This window comes from Bradyrhizobium sp. 147, assembly GCF_023073935.1.
Taxonomy (GTDB): Bacteria; Pseudomonadota; Alphaproteobacteria; order Rhizobiales; family Xanthobacteraceae; genus Bradyrhizobium.
In genome coordinates this window covers 1-18,951 of sequence record NZ_JADPKL010000031.1, presented here as the reverse complement: position 1 = coordinate 18,951, position 18,951 = coordinate 1, and the positions used below count along the sequence as shown (strand labels likewise).

The window sequence follows — 18,951 nt, the reverse complement described above, 5'->3', positions numbered from 1 at the left end:
AGATGTTTTCGGCCATGACGAGCGACCTGAAAACCTCCTGCGGGCACATGCTCCTGCCCCTGACGTTGGCGCTGTTTGGCGCCTGCGCGGCCAATCTCTGGCTGGTGTGGTCCTGGCTGTAAGCCCCCGATTGGAGCGCCGGCCCTACTTTTCGGCCGGTGGACGGGGCGAGGCGTCGCTCATGGCGGCGCGCAATTTGCTCAGGGTGGCCGCGCAATACTCCTCGCGCTCGCGCGCGAACCGCTCCTGATGCTTGCGGAAATTGGCGATCCGGGCCTGCATCTCGCTGCGGAAATCGCCGCTTGTCCGTGCCGGCGGGAGCTTGACGAACTGAGCCTGCGGAGCGGGCTGGCGCGGCCCGATCTCGACCGGGGCAGTCTCGATGGTCGCCGCCGGCGAATCCGACAGCGCGGCCGGCTGAAGGAAATCAACCTTTTTGCCCGTCACCGATTGAACGAAGGCCAGTGTCTGCGCGATCAGTGCGTCGCGTTCCCTGATCCACTTCATGATCCACCTCTGCCGCGTCCCATTCCAGCAAAGCGGCCGCGCCGAATCAAGTGGTTTGAAAGGGATTGCATATTTTTCCCGATCGCCCGACATTGGTCGGATGAATGACGAAGACGAACGGGTGGACGAAGCGGAGGGCTTGAGGCTCGTCCGCGCGTTCCTGTCGCTGCCGCCCGACAAGCGGGCGGAGGTGATCGCGTTGGTCGAGGAATTGGCGCGTGCCCATCGCCGGCCCGAGAAGGGCACGGAGGCGTCGCCGGGGTGATGGCTATCGCTGGCGCGGATTGACGTTGGGCTCGAACGGTGCGCCGACCACCCGAACCGGTATCTGAGCGGTGGCGTCGATCGCCATCCGCTCGGCCACCTGCTTTGCCGGAGTCGGTGCGGGCGCCGGTTCGAACAGCGCAACTGTGCCGGCCACGACGCCACAGCACAGCGTCACCGTCACCAGCAAAAATATGTTTCGGTTTTCTTCCCTGATCCGCATGGGGCGAGAACGAGCGACGCATGGCTTTGGTTCCGGTCCGGGCGGATCAGGCGTCTCCGACTCTGCCCAACGCTGACGATCAGATCGGATGACGCTTCCGGAGGCTCGAATCGCTTGTACACTGGGCTTCCGACTTGGCTAGAGGCTCGCCCGATGACCGCCAATCGTCCTCCCGTGCTCGCCCACCAACGTTTCCACGCCGAACGCGAGAAGTTCGAGGGCCTCGATCTCGCTGCTCGGTTCGAGCGCATCGAGCGGACCAACCTTTGGGGCGCGCCAACTTCCGTCTCCGGCCTCGGCTCTGAGGACCCCGCGACCGCCGCGATCCGGGAGGGGCTTCCTCCACTGCTGCAACGCCTCGGTGCCCGCTCGCTGCTCGATGCGCCCTGCGGCGATGCCGGCTGGATCGGCCGCATGACGCTCGATGTCGATTACACCGGCATCGACATCGTGCCGTCGCTGATCGAGGCCAACCGCCGGTCGTCGGGCCGGTTTCTCGTTGCCGACATCACGCGCGATGCACTGCCGCGTGCGGATGTCATTCTGTGCCGGGACTGTCTGGTGCATCTGAGCTTTGCGAATATCGATCGCGCCCTCGCGCAATTTCAGATGAGCGGCGCGCGCTTCCTGCTCGCCACCACCTTTCCGGAATGGGATGCAAATCGCGATTGCGAGGATGGCGACTGGCGGGCGCTGAACATGGAGAAGCCGCCGTTCGACTGGCCGGCGCCGCACGCGCTGATTAACGAGCGTTGCGAGGAGGGCGGTGGCGGCTGGCGCGACAAGAGCCTCGGTCTCTGGCGGCTGGATGAGGTGTTCGGCGGTGGCCGCTGAGAAAGGTGTGACAGATCGGACGAGTGTTCCGTTGATCGATGCCAGATGCAGTTGCGGCGCGCTTGCGCTCTCTCTTCCAGGGCCATCGAGTCTCGTCGTTGCCTGTCACTGCACCGATTGCCAGCGCCGAACAGGAGCCCCGTTCGGCGTCGGTACCTTCTATCCAGCTGATGCCGTCACGTTCTCAGGGACGCCGAAGGAGTTCGTCCGCGCCGCCGCAAGCGGTGGCAAGGTCCGCAGCTATTTCTGTGCCGACTGCGGTTCGACGGTCTATTGGAAGGCCGACAATCTACCCGCGATGATCGCCGTTGCCGTCGGTGCGATCGCGGATCCGAACTACCCGGCTCCGGTCAGATCAGTGTTCGAGCAGTCGAAGCATATGTGGGTGAAGATCGCTGACGCCGAGCACTTCCAGCAAAGCAGCGCGCCGAACAATTCGAGCTGAAAGCCACATGTTCAAAGCTGGTGCCGGCTGAGGGGATTGAACCCCCGACCTTCGGTTTACAAAACCGCTGCTCTACCGCTGAGCTAAGCCGGCGAAACTTTGGTGTATCAAGAGTTTGTCGCTATTCTAGACCGAACGTTTTGGCAACATTGGTCCTAAGTTGGCCCAATGTTCAAGCCCCTCGTCAGAAGGCCGATCTTCTCGGCTGCCGACTCGTCGCCCTTTTGGGTTCTCTTAGCGTAGACCTTGAGCAAAACGCTAGGGTCGTGACCGAGCCTTTTTGCGACCACATGCACTGGCGTCCCCTGATCAAGCAACCAGGTTCCATGTGATACCCGTAGATCGTGAAGGCGGATTGAGAATCCGAGGATCTTCGCGGCGCGGTTCGTGAATTGCTTGGTGACACTGTCGGGATGGCGGGCCACGTTCGGCTGGCCGTCAGGGCTTGGGAACACCAGCCAGTCATCCGGGATGCGGACAAGGCTAAGGTCAACCTCGATGCCGTCGGGTGCACCAGCGACTAACCGCTGATAGCGCGCCCGCATCCCGAGCAGCAGCGCGACGAGAGTGTCGTCGAGTACGATCGTGCGCTTGCCGCGCTCCGACTTCGGCTCCTTGAACTGAAGCCCGTGCTTCTTTGTGTATTCCAAGGCGCGCTCAATGCGCAGTGTCTTTGCGGTCGGATTGAAGTTGGACCAGCGCAGCGCCAGCGCTTCACCGCGGCGCATGCCGGTGAACGCCATCAAGAACGTAAAATCGAAAAGCGTCGACCCGCGAAAGCCCTCAACCAATGCCGTGATTTTCTCTTGTTCGAGCGCTTGGCCGATGTCGGAGTCGCCGGCCGACGGTTTCTTGATCGCGGCCGCCGGGCTAACCTGTAGGAGCTTGCCGATGTCGACGGCCGCTTGCAGGCAAGCCTTGAGCACGGTGGCGACGTGATGTCGGGTGCGAGGCGCCAGCGCAGTCATCTCGGCATACAGCTTTTGGATCTCGATCGGCTTTATCTGCTGCAGCGGCCGCTCGCCCAATCTCGGTAGCACATGCTTTTTTAGCAAGTCCTCATAGCGCGCCACCGTCTTATGCTGGCGTTCTGCCGTTTTGAGCGCAATCCAATCGTCGACCCACTGCGACACTGTCTTCTTGTCAGGCGCGACGTGCACGCCTTTGCCTGCATCCGCCAGGAGACCGCGAAGTTTGTCTGCCGCCTCTTTTCGCGTGCCGCGGAAGGTGAGCGAGTGCCTGACGTCGCCGACGTAATAACGCAGCCGCCAGGAATTTTCGCCGCGCTTCTGAATGCTGCCTTCGCCGTGGGATCGCTTCATTTCGAACCCCCCTTGAGAATCTCGCCCCCTCCTGACTCAATTGGCCGCGATCCATGCTTCTCGATTGTCGAAAGCCACGAGTCCAGGGACGTCCTCTGTCTCGCATACTCGACCTCGGGATTGAATTCCGACTGTTTGAGCGGGCGAGGCGGTGCAATGCCGGCCAAACTTGCAAACATCTTTGCCAATTCGGTTGGTGATTTACCTTCGAAATCGCCGTGTGGCGTGTCACGCCGTTCGAGGCGGACGACATCTCGATAATTTCTGATCACCTCGGCTGTCGCCTGCGTGAATAGGGCGAAGGTTTCCTCGTCCTCGATCCATCGTTTTCCCGACCATCGTTCGATGTGCCAAAGTGTTTGACCCGCGGCTTTGGCGATTGCCAAGACATCGTGGCCTAATTCGTAAGTGAGCTCGTCGCGCCGGTTCAGCATTAACTCCAAGCGGTGCTCGACCTCTTCCGACAATGATCGGCCAGCTGCTTCTGCAGCCTTTTCTAGGTCGTCCCGGACCCTGTCTCGCAGCCTGATTGTCAGTGACCCCCTGGTCCGATCAGCGCCGAACTTCGGTTTTCGTCCGCGGCCGGGCCTCTTCTCTTTTTTCGCTGCCTTCATGATGTCCCACCTCCTGATAATTAGTGACGTTATATCACGTCAGGAATATTGACAACGCTTTTTGGTGCGTTTTATATAGTGACGTGATTTGTCGTCATTAAAAACGGAGAGAGCTGATGGAAGACCATTGCCACAGGATGTCTGTGCCTGCGGGAGGCAAGCTATGAATGAAGAGCTGCGGAACTTGCTTTCAGCTCCCACGGCCGATGTGCCGGATGTTGGCCGCATTTGTTACGACCTGAGCCGGAACGCGTCCTATGCCGCCGCTCAAAAGGGCGACATCCCGACGATCAAGGTCGGCGGCCGGCTGAAGGTGCCGACAGCGATACTGCGGCGCCAGCTCGGGCTGGATCCGGCGTAGTCGCATGCTGGTCGAGACACCGAAGCCCGCAACTAATGCAACCAGGACACGGTGCCGCCGCTGCAGCGTGAAGCTTTCCGCTCCCGTGGAGAACCCGCGCTCAGCCTTTTGCTGCTCCGGATGCCACCGCAACTTTTACAGAACTCGCTGCTTCGCCTGCGAACAGCCAATGGTGCGGAAGACGGCGCAACAGCGGCTATGTGGTCGGCGCAAATGTGCGGCCGACTTTAGGGCACTGAAACGGCATTCAACCCTGGGCCGGTACCAGACACCGCACCACGTCAACAGGGGCCACGGGAACTCTACAAATATAGGGGTTCCCGAGCGCGCCAAAGCCGACCGACCGTGGCGCATCGTGGCTGGTCCGCCGACGTCCCCAGAGCAACTGCGTTTGGCGACCGTGGGATCCGCCATCGAACTCGACAGGAGGTTGAATAGACGTCACCGGCTCGAGGACGAGCGGGCTGAGATTGAGGCGAACGGCCACTTCGAGAATACCGAGTGGCACGAGATCACTAGCTCTGACGGCGTTCGATGCTTCGTCGCCGAGGTCGACGCGCCGTGATGCACCACCTGTCGATAGTCCAGCGAGTGGCCGCCGCACATGAGGTCGCGCGGGCCGCGTGGCTGCGGCGAAACACCAGATACTTGGAGCTTAGTCTCCGAAACGACCCATGAACCGCGGAACCGGGTCCGCAATGTACAACGAGCAACGCCCACCAGCGGCAAACTGGCAGACGTTGGAATTGGGTATCGAAGCAATCTTGGATAACCGCATTATGCCAGTCACGAGCCTGGCAGGCAAGCGTTCGATGCCCTCACGCGATGAGGGCCAACGATGGCCGGAATATTTGCGGTCGCGCAGCCGCGATACGCCGCAATGAATATCGCCACCTTTCCGTTTGACGCGACCCAAGAGACCAAGCGCGGTCCGCTGGTGTCGCACTACAAACGCATGGGCTTACAGGCAAGTCGTCAGATCGCGCTGCGCTTCCCCGATGCACCAGGGGTTGCTGCAATGGCTGGCGCGCGCAATCGCCTTGCCATCGTCGACATTGACGAGCGCGGTCCAGCCGGCGAACGACTGCTTGACGACACACAGCGCCAGTTTGGCACCGCCAAGTTTGTCGTCAGGACGGGGTCGGGCGGCTTCCACGCCTACTATTCGCACAATGGCGAGGGCCGGAAGATCCGCCCCGATCCGCGCAGGCCGGTCGACATCATCGGCGATGGCCCGATCGTGCTGCCGCCGTCACGCGGCTTCCGCGGCACCTATGAAATCATCCATGGCCGCCTGGACGATCTCGCAGCACTCCAGCCCATGCGGCCCGCCCAACCAACAACCACGGCCGGTCCAGGCTTTGATCCGCGGTCGCTCCGCGTGGGTGAACGTGACGAGAAGTTCTGGCGATACATCAAACGTTACGCGCACCAGGCGACGAGCCACGAGGCCTTGCTCGGCCATGCCCGGGAGATCAACGAGATGATGCCTGTTCCTTTGACCGACGCAGAGGTCGTCGCCAAGTGTAAGCATTGGTGGCGCAAGACAGAACGCGGCGAAAATCGGTGGGGATTTGGCCAGTTCACGACGGTCGACCACGGGCTGATTGATAGCCTGATGATGTCGGACCCCGACGGCTTTGCCTTGCTCATGTTTCTACGCCGGCACCATTGGGGCCGCCCCTTCTACCTTGCCAACGAAATGCACGCCTCCATGCCCGGAGGCGGTTGGCGCCGTCAGCGATTCACCTCAGCGAGGGCAAGACTCATCAAGTCGGGGATTATCCAAGTGCTCGAGCCGGCTTCATTCAAGCCGAATAGGCCAATGCTCTGCAGTCTCGAACAACCAGGAAGGGGGGTGTCCAGAAATGGCCAGCAATAAGAATATATACACCTCCCCCCCGATCTTTCTTCCACACCTTACCCCCACTCTGAGAGAAACTGGCTGGTACGCGACCTCAGGAAGAAGGCCTCCCCATCTCAATAGGGCGAAACAGGGAGCCGACGACCAGGTCAAGGCTGCCTATCGCGCGCATGCAGATGCGCTTGAGATCGAAGCAGGAGCGAAGCGCCGTCTCGCCGACGAGTACGACGCGGCGCAGGAGCGGGGTGAAGTTGCCCGCGTCGGCGACAATCTCCCTAGCGTTCCAGAGCGAAACTCTAGGCCTACCGCCGCCGACATCGGCATCTCCCGCAAAGAAATTCACGAAGCTCGCATCATCCGTGATGCCGAGAATGTTGATCCAGGCATCGTTCGCCGCAGCACCCCACAGGGGCCAGCATGCCTTGCCATACGCCACCGATGCTGTAGCCCGCAGCCCATCCGCTCTACGGCACCGCATCTGAGCCGAACCCGCGCCAGAAGCCACCTAATCGCGAGCAATTGGCATCGTGGGAGGGCCGCCGGTGAGCGCTCGATCGCAGGCCGGTGTTCTTCGCGTCGAGAGCGATCGAACGCGCCACGGGGCACGGCTGGCCCGGTAATCGGTCGAATACGCGCAAATTTTCCAAGGTACCTTTCGGCAGGTCTCGCCACTGCGCGCCGGACGCGCCCAGCATTTCTGCATATTCCGGATTCTGAAAATGCCGCTTTTCTTGTCAGGACGAGATCTTCTGATGTACGGCCCGCGCCACAGAAATAGGTTTCCATATCGCCCCAAAGGTTTGCGGCGGGCCATCCTCGCTGTCCTCGAGCGAAGCAGCGATTTGAACGCCGCGGAAATTGCGGGCTGCGCCTTTTCCTTCGGTGGGCCGATGGTGAGGCCGGGGTGGAAAATTCCCAGCGCCTCGCAGGTCGTCTCGGTGCGCCGAGCGCTCCGGCGTCTGGTGGCCACCGGCAAAGTAAAAAAATGCGGCCGGGCCCGTCGCTGCGCGTCTCAGCGCCGCAGAGATACGTTCGAGCTCGCATCGAAGGGGCGGCAATGATCGACGACGAGCGTATCGCCGCGGCAATCGAGGTTCACCGGGCGGCGATCTTGGCCCTCGAAGCCATGCGGTCACGGGCCCGCACCCCGACGGCACCGGTCAAACCGGCGCCCGCTACACGGAGAAATCAGCCGACAGCACGCCCCCGATGGGAGTTGGCCGCGAGGGCATTTCGGCGCTTTCCGTTCGAGCCGCATACGGTTAGGCGAATCTGCGCCGATCACCCTGAGTGGGCCAAGAAGTTTCGAGATGGCCAATGGTTCGTCAACGTGGATTTGTTCGATCCGTTCGCGGATCTGGTCGAGGCTGGCGTGGCATCGTTCGCGGTGTCCGCGAAGTTCGCGGTGTCGGTGGCGGAGGACGCGCAGCTTGCGATAAGTTTTGATCAGCAATCAGATGCACATGGAAACGAGAGCGTCACGTGACAAAGATTCAGCGACAGCTCGAACAGGCCCGCGCCGATCTAGCAGCGGCAACCGCGGCGCTGACGGCCTCGGACGAGCAGCAGGCCGAGGCCGTCAAAAGCTCGAAAACATATTCGCAGTGGCGCCTATCGCACGAGGCAGCAGCACTTGAAGCCGAGCGGCTGGCGCTTCTCGTTGAGAGGCTCGAGGCCGACCTACAGCAGGAACAAACCGATGCCGCCGTCGCAGCCAGGGCAGCGCGCCGCGTAGAACTAGAACAGCAATCGAAGGCGCTCGCCAGCCGCATTGCCGAGGAAGGCGCACAGGCGGCAGCGGTTCTGTTGGCGCTGGCCGAGCAGGCAAAGCTCAATGCCGAGGCCGTCGAGCTGTTCAATCGTGAACTTGGTGACGACGATGCGCCTCTGCTTTCTGGCGACCACATCGCCCGCTATCGCGCCCCAGCTCCCCGACAGAATCTCGCAGAGGACGTCATCGACCTGTGGGTCTTCGAGAGCAGTGGCGAGTTGGTCAACGATCAGGACGCCGTGATCGAGACGGCCGACGGGCGCGGGAAAATTCCCGGCGGCATGGTCAACCGACATCCGACGTTTGTGGTTCGTAGGCGCTTTAAGCAGGTCCGTTACCTCGAGCCTGGTGACCGCCAACATCTCGAGCCATTGTCGGCGGCACTGCGGCTGCCGCGATTCGACGGTCCGACAATGCTTTTCGATCGCGGTCGGGCAGTGAAGCCCGCGGAGCGGCGCGAGCTATTGGAACTCGTCCCTGCCGACGATGCTCCCGCCGAGTCGGTGGAGAGCGTGGCAGCCTGACCTGAGCCCCGAAATCAGTCGCCGCCGGTGGGCACGCATCTCGAAGCTGCCGGCGTCCGCGCCGCGCGGTTGTCAGACGCCGCGCGGCGCCACGAATTCAATAGGAAACGATTGGTTAAATGTCCAAGACGATTGTCGCCACCGCTATTATCCAGGCCTCGGACAAAACCGGGTCGACGCTCGACAAGATCGCGTCCAAGTTCAAGAGCCTGGAAAAGAACGCGAAGGCGTTGGAGGGTGTCAAGCCGCCGAAGTTCCTCGGCAGCCTCGAAGAGGAATTGCGCCGGCTCAAGCTGTCCGAGAAGGAGTTGCAGGGCGTCCGCAAGGAGATGGCGGCGTTCGATGCGCAACTCAAGTCAGGCTCGTTCGGGCCGATGCGGTCCTCGCACTACTTCCGTGCGCTAGATGATTGGAAGACAAAGACGGTCAACCACTGGCGCGAGATCAAGGCCAATGTCGACGAGACCGACAAGGCGCACAAGAAGTTCTTCGCCAACGCGGGCAGGGCGGCACTGCGGTGGGGCATGATTGCGGGGGGTGTTGGCAGCGGTGCCTACGCCGCCAGCCGGATCGGGCGCGCAGCGATCGAGGCTTCTGCGACATCGCAGCGTGAGACCGCGCGCGACTATCTGGCCGGAATGTCGGACGCCGACAGTCAGCGCATCAAGGACGAGGCGCTGCGCATTTCGGGCCGCTATCAATCGGTCGACGCCTCCACCATGCACGAGCGGCTCCGCGACACCGCGATGAGCACGCGATCGACCGAGAAGGCGCTGGAGCTGAGCGAGACCATCGCGCAGGGCACCACGGTGCTGCAGTCGCTGAAGGGCAAGGACCAGGCGATAGAGGAGGGTCGCAAGTTCTTCTCGGCGCTCGACGTGCTCGGAAAAAATATCGACCCGAAGGAGGTCAAGGAGCTCTTCAACGGCTACATCAAGGCGCTTGGCGTCGAAGGTGCCGACATGGACCTGGGCGGCGCGCTGACGTTCGCGCGCCAGTCCCGTGCTGCCGGCGGCATCCTGTCCAATCGCTTCCTGATGACAACTGCGCCCGGTCTAGCGCGCGATCTCGGCGACCCGCAACTCGGAACGGCGCTGGCCTCCGCGCTATCGCAGAACATCGGCGGCCGCGCCACCAAGGCCTCGAAGGCGGCCCAGATGGAATGGGGCCTCCGCCACAAAAACGGCCAGTTCCTCGACAGCAGCCTTGCAATGACCGACCCCGATAAGTGGGCGTGGGAGAGGCTGATCCCGGCGCTGCAAAAGAAGGGCGTCGACGTCAACGACAACGTCAAGGTCTCGGAAGTCCTCTCCAAACTGTTCTCGAACCGCGTCGTCGGCGACGTGTTCTCCAAGCTGATTACGCAACGGGAGCAGTATCAGGCCAAGGCTGGGCAATACGCAAAGGCGCCGGGCCTCGATGCCGCGGCGAACCTGCCAGGCAAAGACCCGTTCGTCGCCTACGAGGGCGTGTTCGCGCAGTTGCGCAACCTCGCAACTCAGGCGCCGGTCATGGACTCGGCGGCGAGCGGCTTGAACAAGCTTTCCGGGTCGATCGCCAGTTTGAACGACGCCGTCGGTAAGGGAGAATTTTCTGGGTTCTTCTCTTGGATATCCAAGACGATGGGCGAATTTTCGGACCAGGCTGCCAAAAGCATTTCCGGCGACATCAAAGACGCGAAGATGTTTGGCGGCGCCATCGGTAAGTTGCTTGATTGGGATAAAGCGAGAGGCGTCGATCCGAAGTGGCTCGGTCTCGGCAAGGACGACCCGAATAAGCCTTTTGTCGGCGACCTAGATCCGATGGGATCGGACTACACTCGCAAGTCGTTCCATAGCAAGGAATACTGGGAGGGCTTGGGCCGCGAAGGCGCATCGGCGGAGAGCGCGACCAGGTTAAGGCGGGAAAGAGAGCGGCAGTTCGCGGCATCACCCTCTTTTACGGCACCCGGCGTCAGCGAGACGATGACCTACGGCACCGGGGTCAACGGCGACAAGACAGTCCAAGCACAGCTCACGGGCTCTGCCGAGGTGCACGGCGAAGTCAAGCAGATCATCGAAGTCAAGCCGTCGCAGTATTTCGAGGCGCTCGTACAGAACGTTCAGAACGCGATCAAGCTGGCCGGGCAGTATACCGCCAACGGCGTCGGCTCAACCGGTAAGTCCAGCCCCGACGCCGCGGCGCCGGCAACGCCGCACGTCGGCTCGGCTGGCAATTCGCCGCTGTGACGATGTGGAGACGACGACGAAAGCTCGAGGACCGCGTGAAGTCCCTCGAAGACCGGCTGGACCGAGTAGCAATCCGTCAGCTAGTTGGTGAAGTGATGCTGTCGACATCCCTCGGCCTGGTATTGCGTTCGGTGCCCGATGCCTTGCGCAGGGAGTTGATGCGGGAGTTGCGCGCGAACGTTCATGTTGACGCCAGCGCACCAGACTCGGGCGATGTAGAGCGCCTCGTGCTTGAAACGGAAGAGCGTTTTGAGCGACTTCTGGACCAGATCGAACACCTGTCGAGGACGAAATGAACGGCGGTACTTTGAAATTGTTCAACGACCTGAAGGGCTATGGCTTCATTCAGCCCGATGACGGCGGCGGCGATATTTTCATTCACGCGAGGGCTTTCAAAGAGATTGGCCTTATTCCCAAGCTGGGGATGCGCCTCCAGTACGAACTTTGGCCGACGCGAGACGGCCGCCGACGGGCCGGGCGGTTGCTCCCCCCGCATCGAGATGGTGACGGAGCATAGGCAATGCGGTTTGGCGTCGGCGTCCGTTTCCCTGTTCCTGGCATGATCTCGCTTGTCGGCAAGGCCTTCTCTCGCAGCCGGGTGAAGGCCGCCTCCAGCGGCACGACGCCATTGTCCGGCAAGGCAACCGCACGCTGGTCATGGCGGTCCGGGCTGGGAAGCGTCCCGGTCATCACCTCGACCTCATTCACGCTTGGCACCAACCCCGGCTTCGACGCGCTCATCGGGCACGTCGATGCCACCAACAACCCGACGTCCTACGCGATCACCGCCGGGAATCCCTCGGGCTTCTTCGCCCTCTATCCCAGCGGTAATATGCGCACCGGTCTCTCGGCGGCGCCGCCCGACAACATCTATAATCTGACGGTCACCGCATCGAACAGTTTCGGCACGAGCCCGCCGAAGGCGATCACCGTGACCGTCGGCGCCGCACCTGTTGTCGGAAACTCCACGTTCAACCTCTCGATCCCGGCGGCGGCAGGGACGGCCGTCGGGACAATGTCAGCATCAGGCGGCACCCCGACGAGCTGGGCCATCACCGCGGGCAACTCCTCCGGCTATTTCGCGATCGACAACTCCGGCCTCATCACCGTCACATCCGCCGGCGCATCGGGCCTGACGGCGCAGACGTACAATTTGACAGTTCGGGCGACCAATGCGCTCGGCAGCAACACCGGGACCGTCAGCGTTGTCGCCACGACGGGCGGTAGCGTTGATGACGGGTTCGCCAATGCGCCAACGGGCTCCGCCCAGTACCCGAGCTTTTTCGGCGGTTATCCCGCACGGCCGCCGTGGCATGTGGCCGGCGTCGATTACCGGGTAGGTCCGAATACGGGCACTGTCTTCAAAAATCCACGGACCGCCGCGCTGCCTTCTGGGGTGACTCGCGACGTTGCGGGTCAACAGTTCAATGTAACGGCGAACGATGTGACGCTTGATGCGTGGGACTTCACCGAAGGTGGTGGCTGGCGCCTCGCAGTCACCGGATCCAATTGCACGGTCACAAACTCAAAGTTCAAGGCGCGAGCCGGGACGTACGACGTCATCAGCTGCAGCGGCACCAATCTCGTCCTGCGATACTGCGACGTTGACGGCAGGGACGGCAGCAACGCCCTTCAGGCCGAGGTTCTGCTCCAGATGTTCGCCAACAATTTCACCATTGAGTACTCGTATTTCCATCACGTCAATTCGGACATCATCCAGCAGTCAAACGGCAATCTCGGCGACATCACCATCCGGTGGTCTCTCTTTGAGCAGTCCGGCCAGGCGCCGGGTACGCACGGCGACTTTCTGCAAATCTACAATCCGGACATGCGCAACGTGGTGCTGCAATTCGTGACGTCGATCCAGGTCGGAGGCTCAACGCAGGGGTGGATACTCGACAACATCCAGACCGCCGACGTCGGCTACTGCATCGTCAAGGGCAGCTGCAGCAACTGGTACTCCTGGTACAACCAGGGCCGTCCGTACAGCGTCAGCTTCCATCACAACTGGTCCGACTATTCCGACACGGCCAGCTTCATAGATTTCAATTCCACGAGTGGTTTGGTCTACGGCGCCGCTCCCACCGGACCGCCCATCGTGGATTGGCACGACAACTACAATCTCGACACCGGGCAGCTGATGCCCGCCAACATGGGAGGATAAATGGCTCTCTTACTAGACGGTTCAGTCCACGCAGTCGGCTCCGGCGCCTCGCTCGCCGTCGGCACCCTGACGACGTCGAGCGGCAACGTCGTCGTTCTGGTCGCGATCCAGCTCAACGGCACCCCGGTCGACAGCGTTACCGACACCGGGGGACACACCTGGCAGCGACGCACAACGGCCGGCGCAGACCCGTTCATCATCGAGCTGTGGTGGACCACGTCAGTTGCGGCGTTCAACAACGCCATCACGGTCAGTCTCGGTGCGGGGGACAGCAGCTTCCTCACGGCCACGGCCTGGGGCATCAGCGGGGCGGATACGTCCACGCCGTTCGACACTAACGGAGCACTGCCGAATACAGGGACGTCCGGCGCGCGATCCATCACCACGTCCAACGCCAATGACTTCCTGATCCACTGCGCGCGCCTGAACACCGGCAATGGAACGCCGGCCACCGGCTGGACGGAGATCCAGGACAACACCGACTTCTGCCTGGTCCAGTACAAGATCGTCAGCGCGACCCAGAGCGCGCTCAGCGTCGATACCGGCGGCGAAACCAACAATGGCTCCATTGCCGACGCGATCCAGCAGGCCGGTGCGCCAGTCGACAACCTGACGCCGCAGATCTGGATGTGAGGCCTTTAACCATTTGGCGGGGCGGGCTTCGCCCTAGCCATCAAACCCGGGCGACGGCGGATGTAACCGCGCCCGGGGGGCGGACCTTCTCAGCTCTGGACCCCTTATTTTACAGGGTCTGCGAAGGCCCGCTCGACCTTCAGGCTAGGTAGGTAGCCGCCGCATCAAAAAGCACGGTTTTAGGTGGGGGTTTGGCAGAACGGAATCAGCTGTGCCGACGCATTAATTAGGGAAGGCACGCGCCACTGATCGAGGCGACTTCCAGTCAAGGGCGCGCCATCGTTAGACCTGCGGTCGCGCATAATCCTGTACCGCAGTACGCAGAGTTGTTGTACGCCGATGCCTGCAATGTCCGATGTTGCCAAAATCTGCTCCGAATTTGGAATCGCCGTTGTAGCGCCTGCCCAACGTCGTCTCGGGGGCAAGGCGTTAGAAACGTGTGCGGCGGCAACGTTACAAAGGCTGCTGTTAGACTGGGGCGAGTCCCATCTACGCGAGGTTCTGCTGTCGATTGTGGAGAGCGCAGGTAACGAACGGGCGCTGACCGCACCGGTTATCTCTGCCGTGTCGGATCTCTTGCTCGCTCACCCAGCTTGGTTCGGCAGCGACTGGTTGGACGCTCTGGATAAGATCGATCTCTCCGCCCTCCACGAGAGTGTGAAGGCAAATCGCAAGGCTGTGCAGCCTCGCGCGGCTATTGCGGCAAGCCTGTTTGAACGTCTGAAAGACAGGCTGCCCGTCACCCGGCGCGCGCTTTATCGTCGATCCAGGAGCGGCCCGCCGGCGAGCGCGTCACCGGCGCCGAGATCATCCGCGCTCGCTGCTCTCGGGGCAGGCCGCCCCAGACGACTTTAGCTCGTAGCACCGATTTTCTTGGCGCCCTTGGAACTAATGTTCACTTTGGGACTTAAGCCGCTAGCGTTCCACTGGAGGAGGTGGAACGAGGGGGGAATATGGTCCCGACTGCCGAGTACTATTTGAAACAAGCCGAAATCGCAGCGCGGATGGCGTTAGCCGAACCGGACCCGGAGAAGGCCCGGGCCATGCACATCTTGGCGCTCCGCTTCTTCGATAAGGCGCACAGGGCGGTCAAAGACCCGGCACCGCCGGAGAATCTCGCCCCGCCACCGATCATCGAGAGACAGTAAAGGCCGCCTCGGTTGGCGGTCTTTTTCGGCGGACGCCACTATGGTCCCCTCGCTACCGGCGCGTAGGATGACGCCTCGCTGACCGCACCAGCAAAAGGGCGGCAAAAGTGAATATGTGCTGACATGTCGCGGCGACGTTTGGCTCGACCGTGGCCTTCTAGTCACCCGCCGGTGGCGTTTGGAGCGGGGGAGACGGTTGCCAGTTCAGACGACGGATCAGCCCTTGCGTGCCCATCCTTTCGCAAGGTTTGTTGGGCGCTGGCCTGTTTCCGACCTCAGTGGCTTATTTTGAATTTAGAAGTGGCCTAATTTCGTTCCTGTATCTGGAACTGACTATTTAGTTTAGGGTCTCGTCATCGCCGCCCCGGTCCTTGGCTTTTATCGGTGACTGAGAGTTCTGCACGCTCCCGCCCTCAACAATCGCGGTGAGCTATGTGTGAGAAGTGTGACGAGATCGACCTGCGCATTGCGCGCTACAAATACATAGCTTCACGTATCAACGACCAAATCGCGCTCGACGGCGTAGCTGAATTGATCGAGGCTGCGCTTGCCAAGAAGGCGGCGCTCCGCTGCGAACCGGCGCAAGAGTAAAGCCGCCTCAGTGGACGGGCCGCCTCAGTGGGCGGCCTCTTTCATTTTGGCTTTTCCAATCGAGGCAAATCCTCAAACGGCAGGAGGAAATTGTCTCCGTCCAGCTTGGGGTATGCAATATCCATCTTTTCCCAAAAATCGTGCTTATCGCGCGATACCTTCATTATGGCCTTGATGCCCTCAAGCATCTCCTTTAGGCGACCCTTTCCTTCTTCTGGCGTCAGGTACTGAGTCATTTTCTCGGTTGGCTTGCCCGCAGCGTTGCGCTTCACCCGCGCATGAAGAGTGGGGCGCAGACCCGGCGCAACACGATCATAGATGTTGTTCGTCCAATGTCCGAGTACGCTGGGACGAGCTGTTTTTTCGGGGTCAAATGACCAATTGTTGAGCCTGAATACTAGACGATAGAATTCGGTATCGAACATTTTTACCCACGTCAGCTTTTCGGCGCTGACGTACTTTTCCAAAATTCGGTAGATCGCTTCGCGCTTGCGGATGTCTTCAAAACCCGTAGCTCGATCAACAAGGTCCTCGATCGCGAAATTGGTTAGAGCTTTCAGGAGTGCCTGACAGGCCAATCCAATGTGCCGCTGCTTTACTGTGAGTTTTCCGGCGACGAGAGCGTCTTGGTAGACCCAACACACCCCGGGTAGGAGCGAAGCTTTGTACCCAAAGGCCCGGCCCTGGTATCCCGGGCTTTTCCAAGGGACGAATTCCAGCGGTGTTGTCGACGCTATTAAGTCATTGGAAATAAAGGGCTCTAAGTTCTTTGCACGCAAGAAAGCAGGCTTTCCGTCGACCGAAGCGCCTTCTCCGCCCTTAGCCTTTCCGGCGCGACCGATAGCGGTCAAAAACCCCTCTTGAGAAAACACCCGCGTGTTTTCAGCGTCGTCCAAAACGGCACACGCCAAACTGACGTCACCGATTTTTAGGACGCCCTCGGCAACGGCTTTCGGGAGGTCTTTACCGAACCGGGCAAGTGCAGCCCGACGAGCGATAGCACTCCGCTCCTCAGGTGAAAGAGACTTCGCCCGGGCAAGGCCGCCCTGCCTTTTAGATTCATCCATATTCAATCCATGCTTGCATGAAACTTCTGCAAGAATATGCTTGCATGGTGAATTGTGCAAGCATAGACTGCAAGCATGGACGCAGATTTGCACATACAAGAACGCCCCATCGGCCTTGCGGCTGGCGGGGCGCTTTTGCGTGCGGAAGCGTGGCAGAGTGGCCTATTGCAGCGAGCTTACCCCTCGGCCGCGCTGGCCTCCCTAGTGGCTTAGTTTGAATTTCGCAGTGGCCTGTTTTGTTCTATGCGACTTTTGACGTGTATGTTCCAGCGGAACACCCGGGGCGGCATGTACATTAATGGATTGGGAAAGGATGGACCAATTCGGGAGGTTGGCCATGGGCATCGAGCGTATACGACCGCCGAAGTACTGGCGAATGCGAGCGGAGGAGTTTCGTACCAAGGCTGATAACTGCGAGTTTCCAGAGACGAGGGAGAGCCTCCGTAAGGTCGCCAAGACTTACGAAGTCCTCGCTAGCCGCGCCGAGAAAATCCGACCCGTGCAGGACGTAGCAGAGTAAGGCCGCCTCAGTTGGGGCCTGTTCTGCGGGTGCAGGTTCACGCTGGCGGTATCACGTCGTACTCAAAAGCGACGCCCTCGGGGTCGTTCTCGTCGAGCCATGCCTGCGCAACCCCTTCGGTCGCAAAGACCTTCAGAACCTCGCCCTGATCGTGAATCCAAACGGTCATGATTCGCGCTCCGGGACGTCCGCTCTTGGTCTTGGATGCAGGCGTGCGTCAACCAGGACCTCCGTGATGGCGTCGCGGAGGCTGTCGCGATCAAGGATCTGGATTAGCCGATTGATGGTGGTCGCCGCGTCGCGCTCGCGCGTGAGATAGTCGGCCAGCGCCTTCATGGTGTCGTCGTAGCTCTGCTCGATCTGCTCGGCGGGGGTGAGGCGAGCCATCTTCACGATCCTCCCGCGCTGGACTTCTTCTCCTCCTGGCGCTTCCGGTTTTGGAGATAGCCCTGACGGCGCTGCGGCTGATAGATCAGATCAAGACCAAGCTCCTTGCATTTCTCGGTGATGTCTTCCCAGTCGCGGCAAAGGTATGTGCTCAACTCTTCGAGGTTGGCACCCGTCTTCCACGCGGCCTGCAAGTCTTCAACCGCCATCTCGGACCACGGTTCGCCGGTGTGGATGTCGGGAACGCGATCAGGAGTCACCCACGTCACGCCTAATCTCTTCGTCATTGTCTCGCGAGCGCCTTGCTTGTAAGCCATCACAGTTCCCTTTCCATCGCGGGGTGCGCCCGGTTCTTCACCTTAATCCAGTGCTTCTGCCGACCGCCACGGTACGGCCTATCGCGGTGCTTAGAGACCAGACCTTCCAGGCCCATGCGGCAGGCTGCCTGAAACAGGTCAGGCCCGATCTCGCCTCGCTCGAAGGGGGCCACACTGATCCCGTCCGGCCGCCGCGCCAACAGCTGCTGCAGGTTTGCTTTCCGCAGGTGAAGGGGTAGCGTGCGCAGGTCATCGCCGCCCATCGCGAGGGTATCGAAGGCGTAAAGCTGCACCTCATGGTCGTATTGCCGGCTGTGCAGCGCGTTGAAATCGCTGATGCCATCCACCCCGAGGATCACGGCCTCGCCATCGATCACGAAGCGCTTCTGCCGGTTCTTCAGCGCTGCCTCAGCTATCCAGGGATATCGCTTCGTCCAGTTGGTGCCATTGCGCGAGAGCAGGCGCACCCGGGTGTCCTCCCGAATGACCAGCATTCGGTACCCATCGTGCTTTACTTCATGGAACCAGTCCGGCCCTGAGGGGACCTGCTTGCCGGCCATCGCCAGGCAGAGGTCGTACGCCATACGCATGGGCGAAAGATAAGGAATTTAGGAGCTTTTTACGAGTCGGGAACAAGTGGCAATTTCGGCAATTGGGGTCTCTGCTCCGGTGTCCCCAAGAGCTCCGGAGCAGACCCTAGCGGCCTCGGCTGCGCCCAGCGCTGAGGCCGCCCTTTTGTGTCTACTGTCCCGGCGCAGGCTCCCGCAGGCGGGGGCGGGAATGCTTCATCTCTGAAAATCTGGTCTGACCTCAGCTCCGCGGCTGCCGCATCCGCCGCACAGTCGCGCATATCCAGCATCTTTTCGCAGATTGGATGATCGAAGCTATTCTTTGCTGGTGTGACGTAAATTCATACCGTTTTCAATGCAGCATCCCGCAGAACTTGGGTGTGTATACGTTAGTCGATTGTCACAGTGCTTCCAATTCTCACCAACTTTGCTGGTCAAGAAACGAGAGCAAACAAAGAGCATCGGACACGTTGTGGCCATCAAGAACATCGTTATTCCTTTGGAAGTCGAGTATCTACAGAAGGCAGCAAAGGAACGTGGAATCTCCCGCTCCAAGCTTGTGCGATTTGTAATGGAAACGGTTGTGAACGACGAACTC

Annotated in this window: 24 protein-coding genes and 1 tRNA gene; 14 read left to right on the top strand and 11 right to left on the bottom strand. The window is 60.8% G+C overall.

Features of this window, described 5'->3' with window-relative positions; all coding sequences use genetic code 11:
• Positions 1-144: 144 nt before the first annotated feature.
• On the bottom strand, positions 145-507 hold the full coding sequence (locus tag IVA87_RS08870; protein WP_247333361.1) for a hypothetical protein: 363 nt from the start codon (positions 505-507) through the stop codon (positions 145-147).
• Between the two features lie 100 nt (positions 508-607).
• Between IVA87_RS08870 and IVA87_RS08865 the strand changes: the two genes are divergently transcribed.
• Positions 608-772 (top strand): hypothetical protein, encoded by a 165-nt coding sequence (locus IVA87_RS08865; RefSeq protein ID WP_247298474.1) that lies wholly within the window; start codon positions 608-610, stop codon positions 770-772.
• Between the two features lie 3 nt (positions 773-775).
• Here IVA87_RS08865 and IVA87_RS08860 read toward each other — a convergent pair whose 3' ends face one another.
• Entirely contained in the window at positions 776-967 is a 192-nt protein-coding gene (locus tag IVA87_RS08860; protein ID WP_247298490.1) for a hypothetical protein, read from the bottom strand.
• Positions 968-1,147: 180 nt separating this feature from the next.
• Here IVA87_RS08860 and IVA87_RS08855 point away from each other — a divergent pair, with 180 nt between their 5' ends.
• Positions 1,148-1,828 carry a class I SAM-dependent methyltransferase gene (locus IVA87_RS08855; protein WP_247333359.1) on the top strand — a complete coding sequence of 227 codons (681 nt, stop codon included), beginning with the start codon at positions 1,148-1,150 and terminating at the stop codon, positions 1,826-1,828.
• Positions 1,829-1,859: 31 nt separating this feature from the next.
• On the top strand, positions 1,860-2,273 hold the full coding sequence (locus tag IVA87_RS08850) for a GFA family protein (protein WP_247298479.1): 414 nt from the start codon (positions 1,860-1,862) through the stop codon (positions 2,271-2,273).
• Between the two features lie 18 nt (positions 2,274-2,291).
• Here the strand turns inward: IVA87_RS08850 and IVA87_RS08845 are convergent.
• The 3 genes from IVA87_RS08845 to IVA87_RS08835 form a co-directional block, all read right to left on the bottom strand.
• Positions 2,292-2,366 (bottom strand) — tRNA-Thr (locus tag IVA87_RS08845).
• Positions 2,367-2,428: 62 nt separating this feature from the next.
• On the bottom strand, positions 2,429-3,595 hold the full coding sequence (locus IVA87_RS08840; protein WP_247333357.1) for a site-specific integrase: 1,167 nt from the start codon (positions 3,593-3,595) through the stop codon (positions 2,429-2,431).
• Positions 3,592-4,209: a hypothetical protein gene (locus tag IVA87_RS08835; RefSeq protein WP_247333355.1), complete on the bottom strand. Its 618-nt coding sequence runs from the start codon at positions 4,207-4,209 to the stop codon at positions 3,592-3,594. Before IVA87_RS08835 ends, IVA87_RS08840 begins: the two co-directional genes overlap by 4 nt.
• Before the next feature lie 163 nt (positions 4,210-4,372).
• Between IVA87_RS08835 and IVA87_RS08830 the strand changes: the two genes are divergently transcribed.
• Positions 4,373-4,570: a DNA-binding protein gene (locus IVA87_RS08830; RefSeq protein ID WP_247333353.1), complete on the top strand. Its 198-nt coding sequence runs from the start codon at positions 4,373-4,375 to the stop codon at positions 4,568-4,570.
• 880 nt (positions 4,571-5,450) lie between these two features.
• Positions 5,451-6,452: a bifunctional DNA primase/polymerase gene (locus tag IVA87_RS08825; RefSeq protein WP_247333352.1), complete on the top strand. Its 1,002-nt coding sequence runs from the start codon at positions 5,451-5,453 to the stop codon at positions 6,450-6,452.
• 76 nt (positions 6,453-6,528) lie between these two features.
• Here IVA87_RS08825 and IVA87_RS08820 read toward each other — a convergent pair whose 3' ends face one another.
• The gene (locus IVA87_RS08820) at positions 6,529-6,870 is read right to left on the bottom strand and encodes a hypothetical protein (protein WP_247333351.1); all 342 of its coding nucleotides are present in this window, start codon (positions 6,868-6,870) and stop codon (positions 6,529-6,531) included.
• A gap of 621 nt (positions 6,871-7,491) precedes the next feature.
• Here IVA87_RS08820 and IVA87_RS08815 point away from each other — a divergent pair.
• The 9 genes from IVA87_RS08815 to IVA87_RS08775 all read left to right on the top strand — a co-directional run bounded on the left by IVA87_RS08815 (position 7,492) and on the right by IVA87_RS08775 (position 15,493).
• The gene (locus IVA87_RS08815) at positions 7,492-7,920 is read left to right on the top strand and encodes a hypothetical protein (RefSeq protein WP_247333350.1); all 429 of its coding nucleotides are present in this window, start codon (positions 7,492-7,494) and stop codon (positions 7,918-7,920) included.
• Complete coding sequence (locus IVA87_RS08810; RefSeq protein ID WP_247333349.1) at positions 7,917-8,729, top strand: hypothetical protein; 813 nt, start codon at positions 7,917-7,919, stop codon at positions 8,727-8,729. Before IVA87_RS08815 ends, IVA87_RS08810 begins: the two co-directional genes overlap by 4 nt.
• A gap of 119 nt (positions 8,730-8,848) precedes the next feature.
• Positions 8,849-10,957: a hypothetical protein gene (locus IVA87_RS08805; RefSeq protein WP_247333348.1), complete on the top strand. Its 2,109-nt coding sequence runs from the start codon at positions 8,849-8,851 to the stop codon at positions 10,955-10,957.
• A 35-nt stretch (positions 10,958-10,992) separates the two neighbouring features.
• Positions 10,993-11,253 (top strand): hypothetical protein, encoded by a 261-nt coding sequence (locus IVA87_RS08800; RefSeq protein ID WP_247333347.1) that lies wholly within the window; start codon positions 10,993-10,995, stop codon positions 11,251-11,253.
• On the top strand, positions 11,250-11,474 hold the full coding sequence (locus tag IVA87_RS08795) for a cold shock domain-containing protein (RefSeq protein ID WP_247333346.1): 225 nt from the start codon (positions 11,250-11,252) through the stop codon (positions 11,472-11,474). Before IVA87_RS08800 ends, IVA87_RS08795 begins: the two co-directional genes overlap by 4 nt.
• Before the next feature lie 3 nt (positions 11,475-11,477).
• Positions 11,478-13,121, top strand: coding sequence for a cadherin repeat domain-containing protein (locus IVA87_RS08790; protein ID WP_247333345.1), 1,644 nt, complete (start codon positions 11,478-11,480; stop codon positions 13,119-13,121).
• The gene (locus tag IVA87_RS08785; protein WP_247333344.1) at positions 13,122-13,754 is read left to right on the top strand and encodes a hypothetical protein; all 633 of its coding nucleotides are present in this window, start codon (positions 13,122-13,124) and stop codon (positions 13,752-13,754) included.
• A gap of 953 nt (positions 13,755-14,707) precedes the next feature.
• Positions 14,708-14,902: a hypothetical protein gene (locus IVA87_RS08780; RefSeq protein ID WP_247333342.1), complete on the top strand. Its 195-nt coding sequence runs from the start codon at positions 14,708-14,710 to the stop codon at positions 14,900-14,902.
• Between the two features lie 432 nt (positions 14,903-15,334).
• Complete coding sequence (locus IVA87_RS08775) at positions 15,335-15,493, top strand: hypothetical protein (RefSeq protein WP_247333340.1); 159 nt, start codon at positions 15,335-15,337, stop codon at positions 15,491-15,493.
• 41 nt (positions 15,494-15,534) lie between these two features.
• Here IVA87_RS08775 and IVA87_RS08770 read toward each other — a convergent pair whose 3' ends face one another.
• The 5 genes from IVA87_RS08770 to IVA87_RS08755 form a co-directional block, all read right to left on the bottom strand.
• Positions 15,535-16,560 (bottom strand): P63C domain-containing protein, encoded by a 1,026-nt coding sequence (locus tag IVA87_RS08770; protein ID WP_247333338.1) that lies wholly within the window; start codon positions 16,558-16,560, stop codon positions 15,535-15,537.
• Positions 16,561-17,117: 557 nt separating this feature from the next.
• The gene (locus IVA87_RS35115; RefSeq protein WP_256466462.1) at positions 17,118-17,249 is read right to left on the bottom strand and encodes a hypothetical protein; all 132 of its coding nucleotides are present in this window, start codon (positions 17,247-17,249) and stop codon (positions 17,118-17,120) included.
• Positions 17,246-17,467 (bottom strand): hypothetical protein, encoded by a 222-nt coding sequence (locus IVA87_RS08765; RefSeq protein ID WP_247333336.1) that lies wholly within the window; start codon positions 17,465-17,467, stop codon positions 17,246-17,248. Before IVA87_RS08765 ends, IVA87_RS35115 begins: the two co-directional genes overlap by 4 nt.
• Before the next feature lie 2 nt (positions 17,468-17,469).
• A complete protein-coding gene (locus tag IVA87_RS08760) occupies positions 17,470-17,784 on the bottom strand; it encodes a hypothetical protein (protein ID WP_247333335.1) in 315 nt (104 codons plus the stop codon).
• The gene (locus tag IVA87_RS08755; protein ID WP_247333334.1) at positions 17,784-18,374 is read right to left on the bottom strand and encodes an RNA ligase family protein; all 591 of its coding nucleotides are present in this window, start codon (positions 18,372-18,374) and stop codon (positions 17,784-17,786) included. The genes IVA87_RS08760 and IVA87_RS08755 overlap by 1 nt, the downstream gene beginning before the upstream one ends.
• Positions 18,375-18,951: the final 577 nt, after the last annotated feature.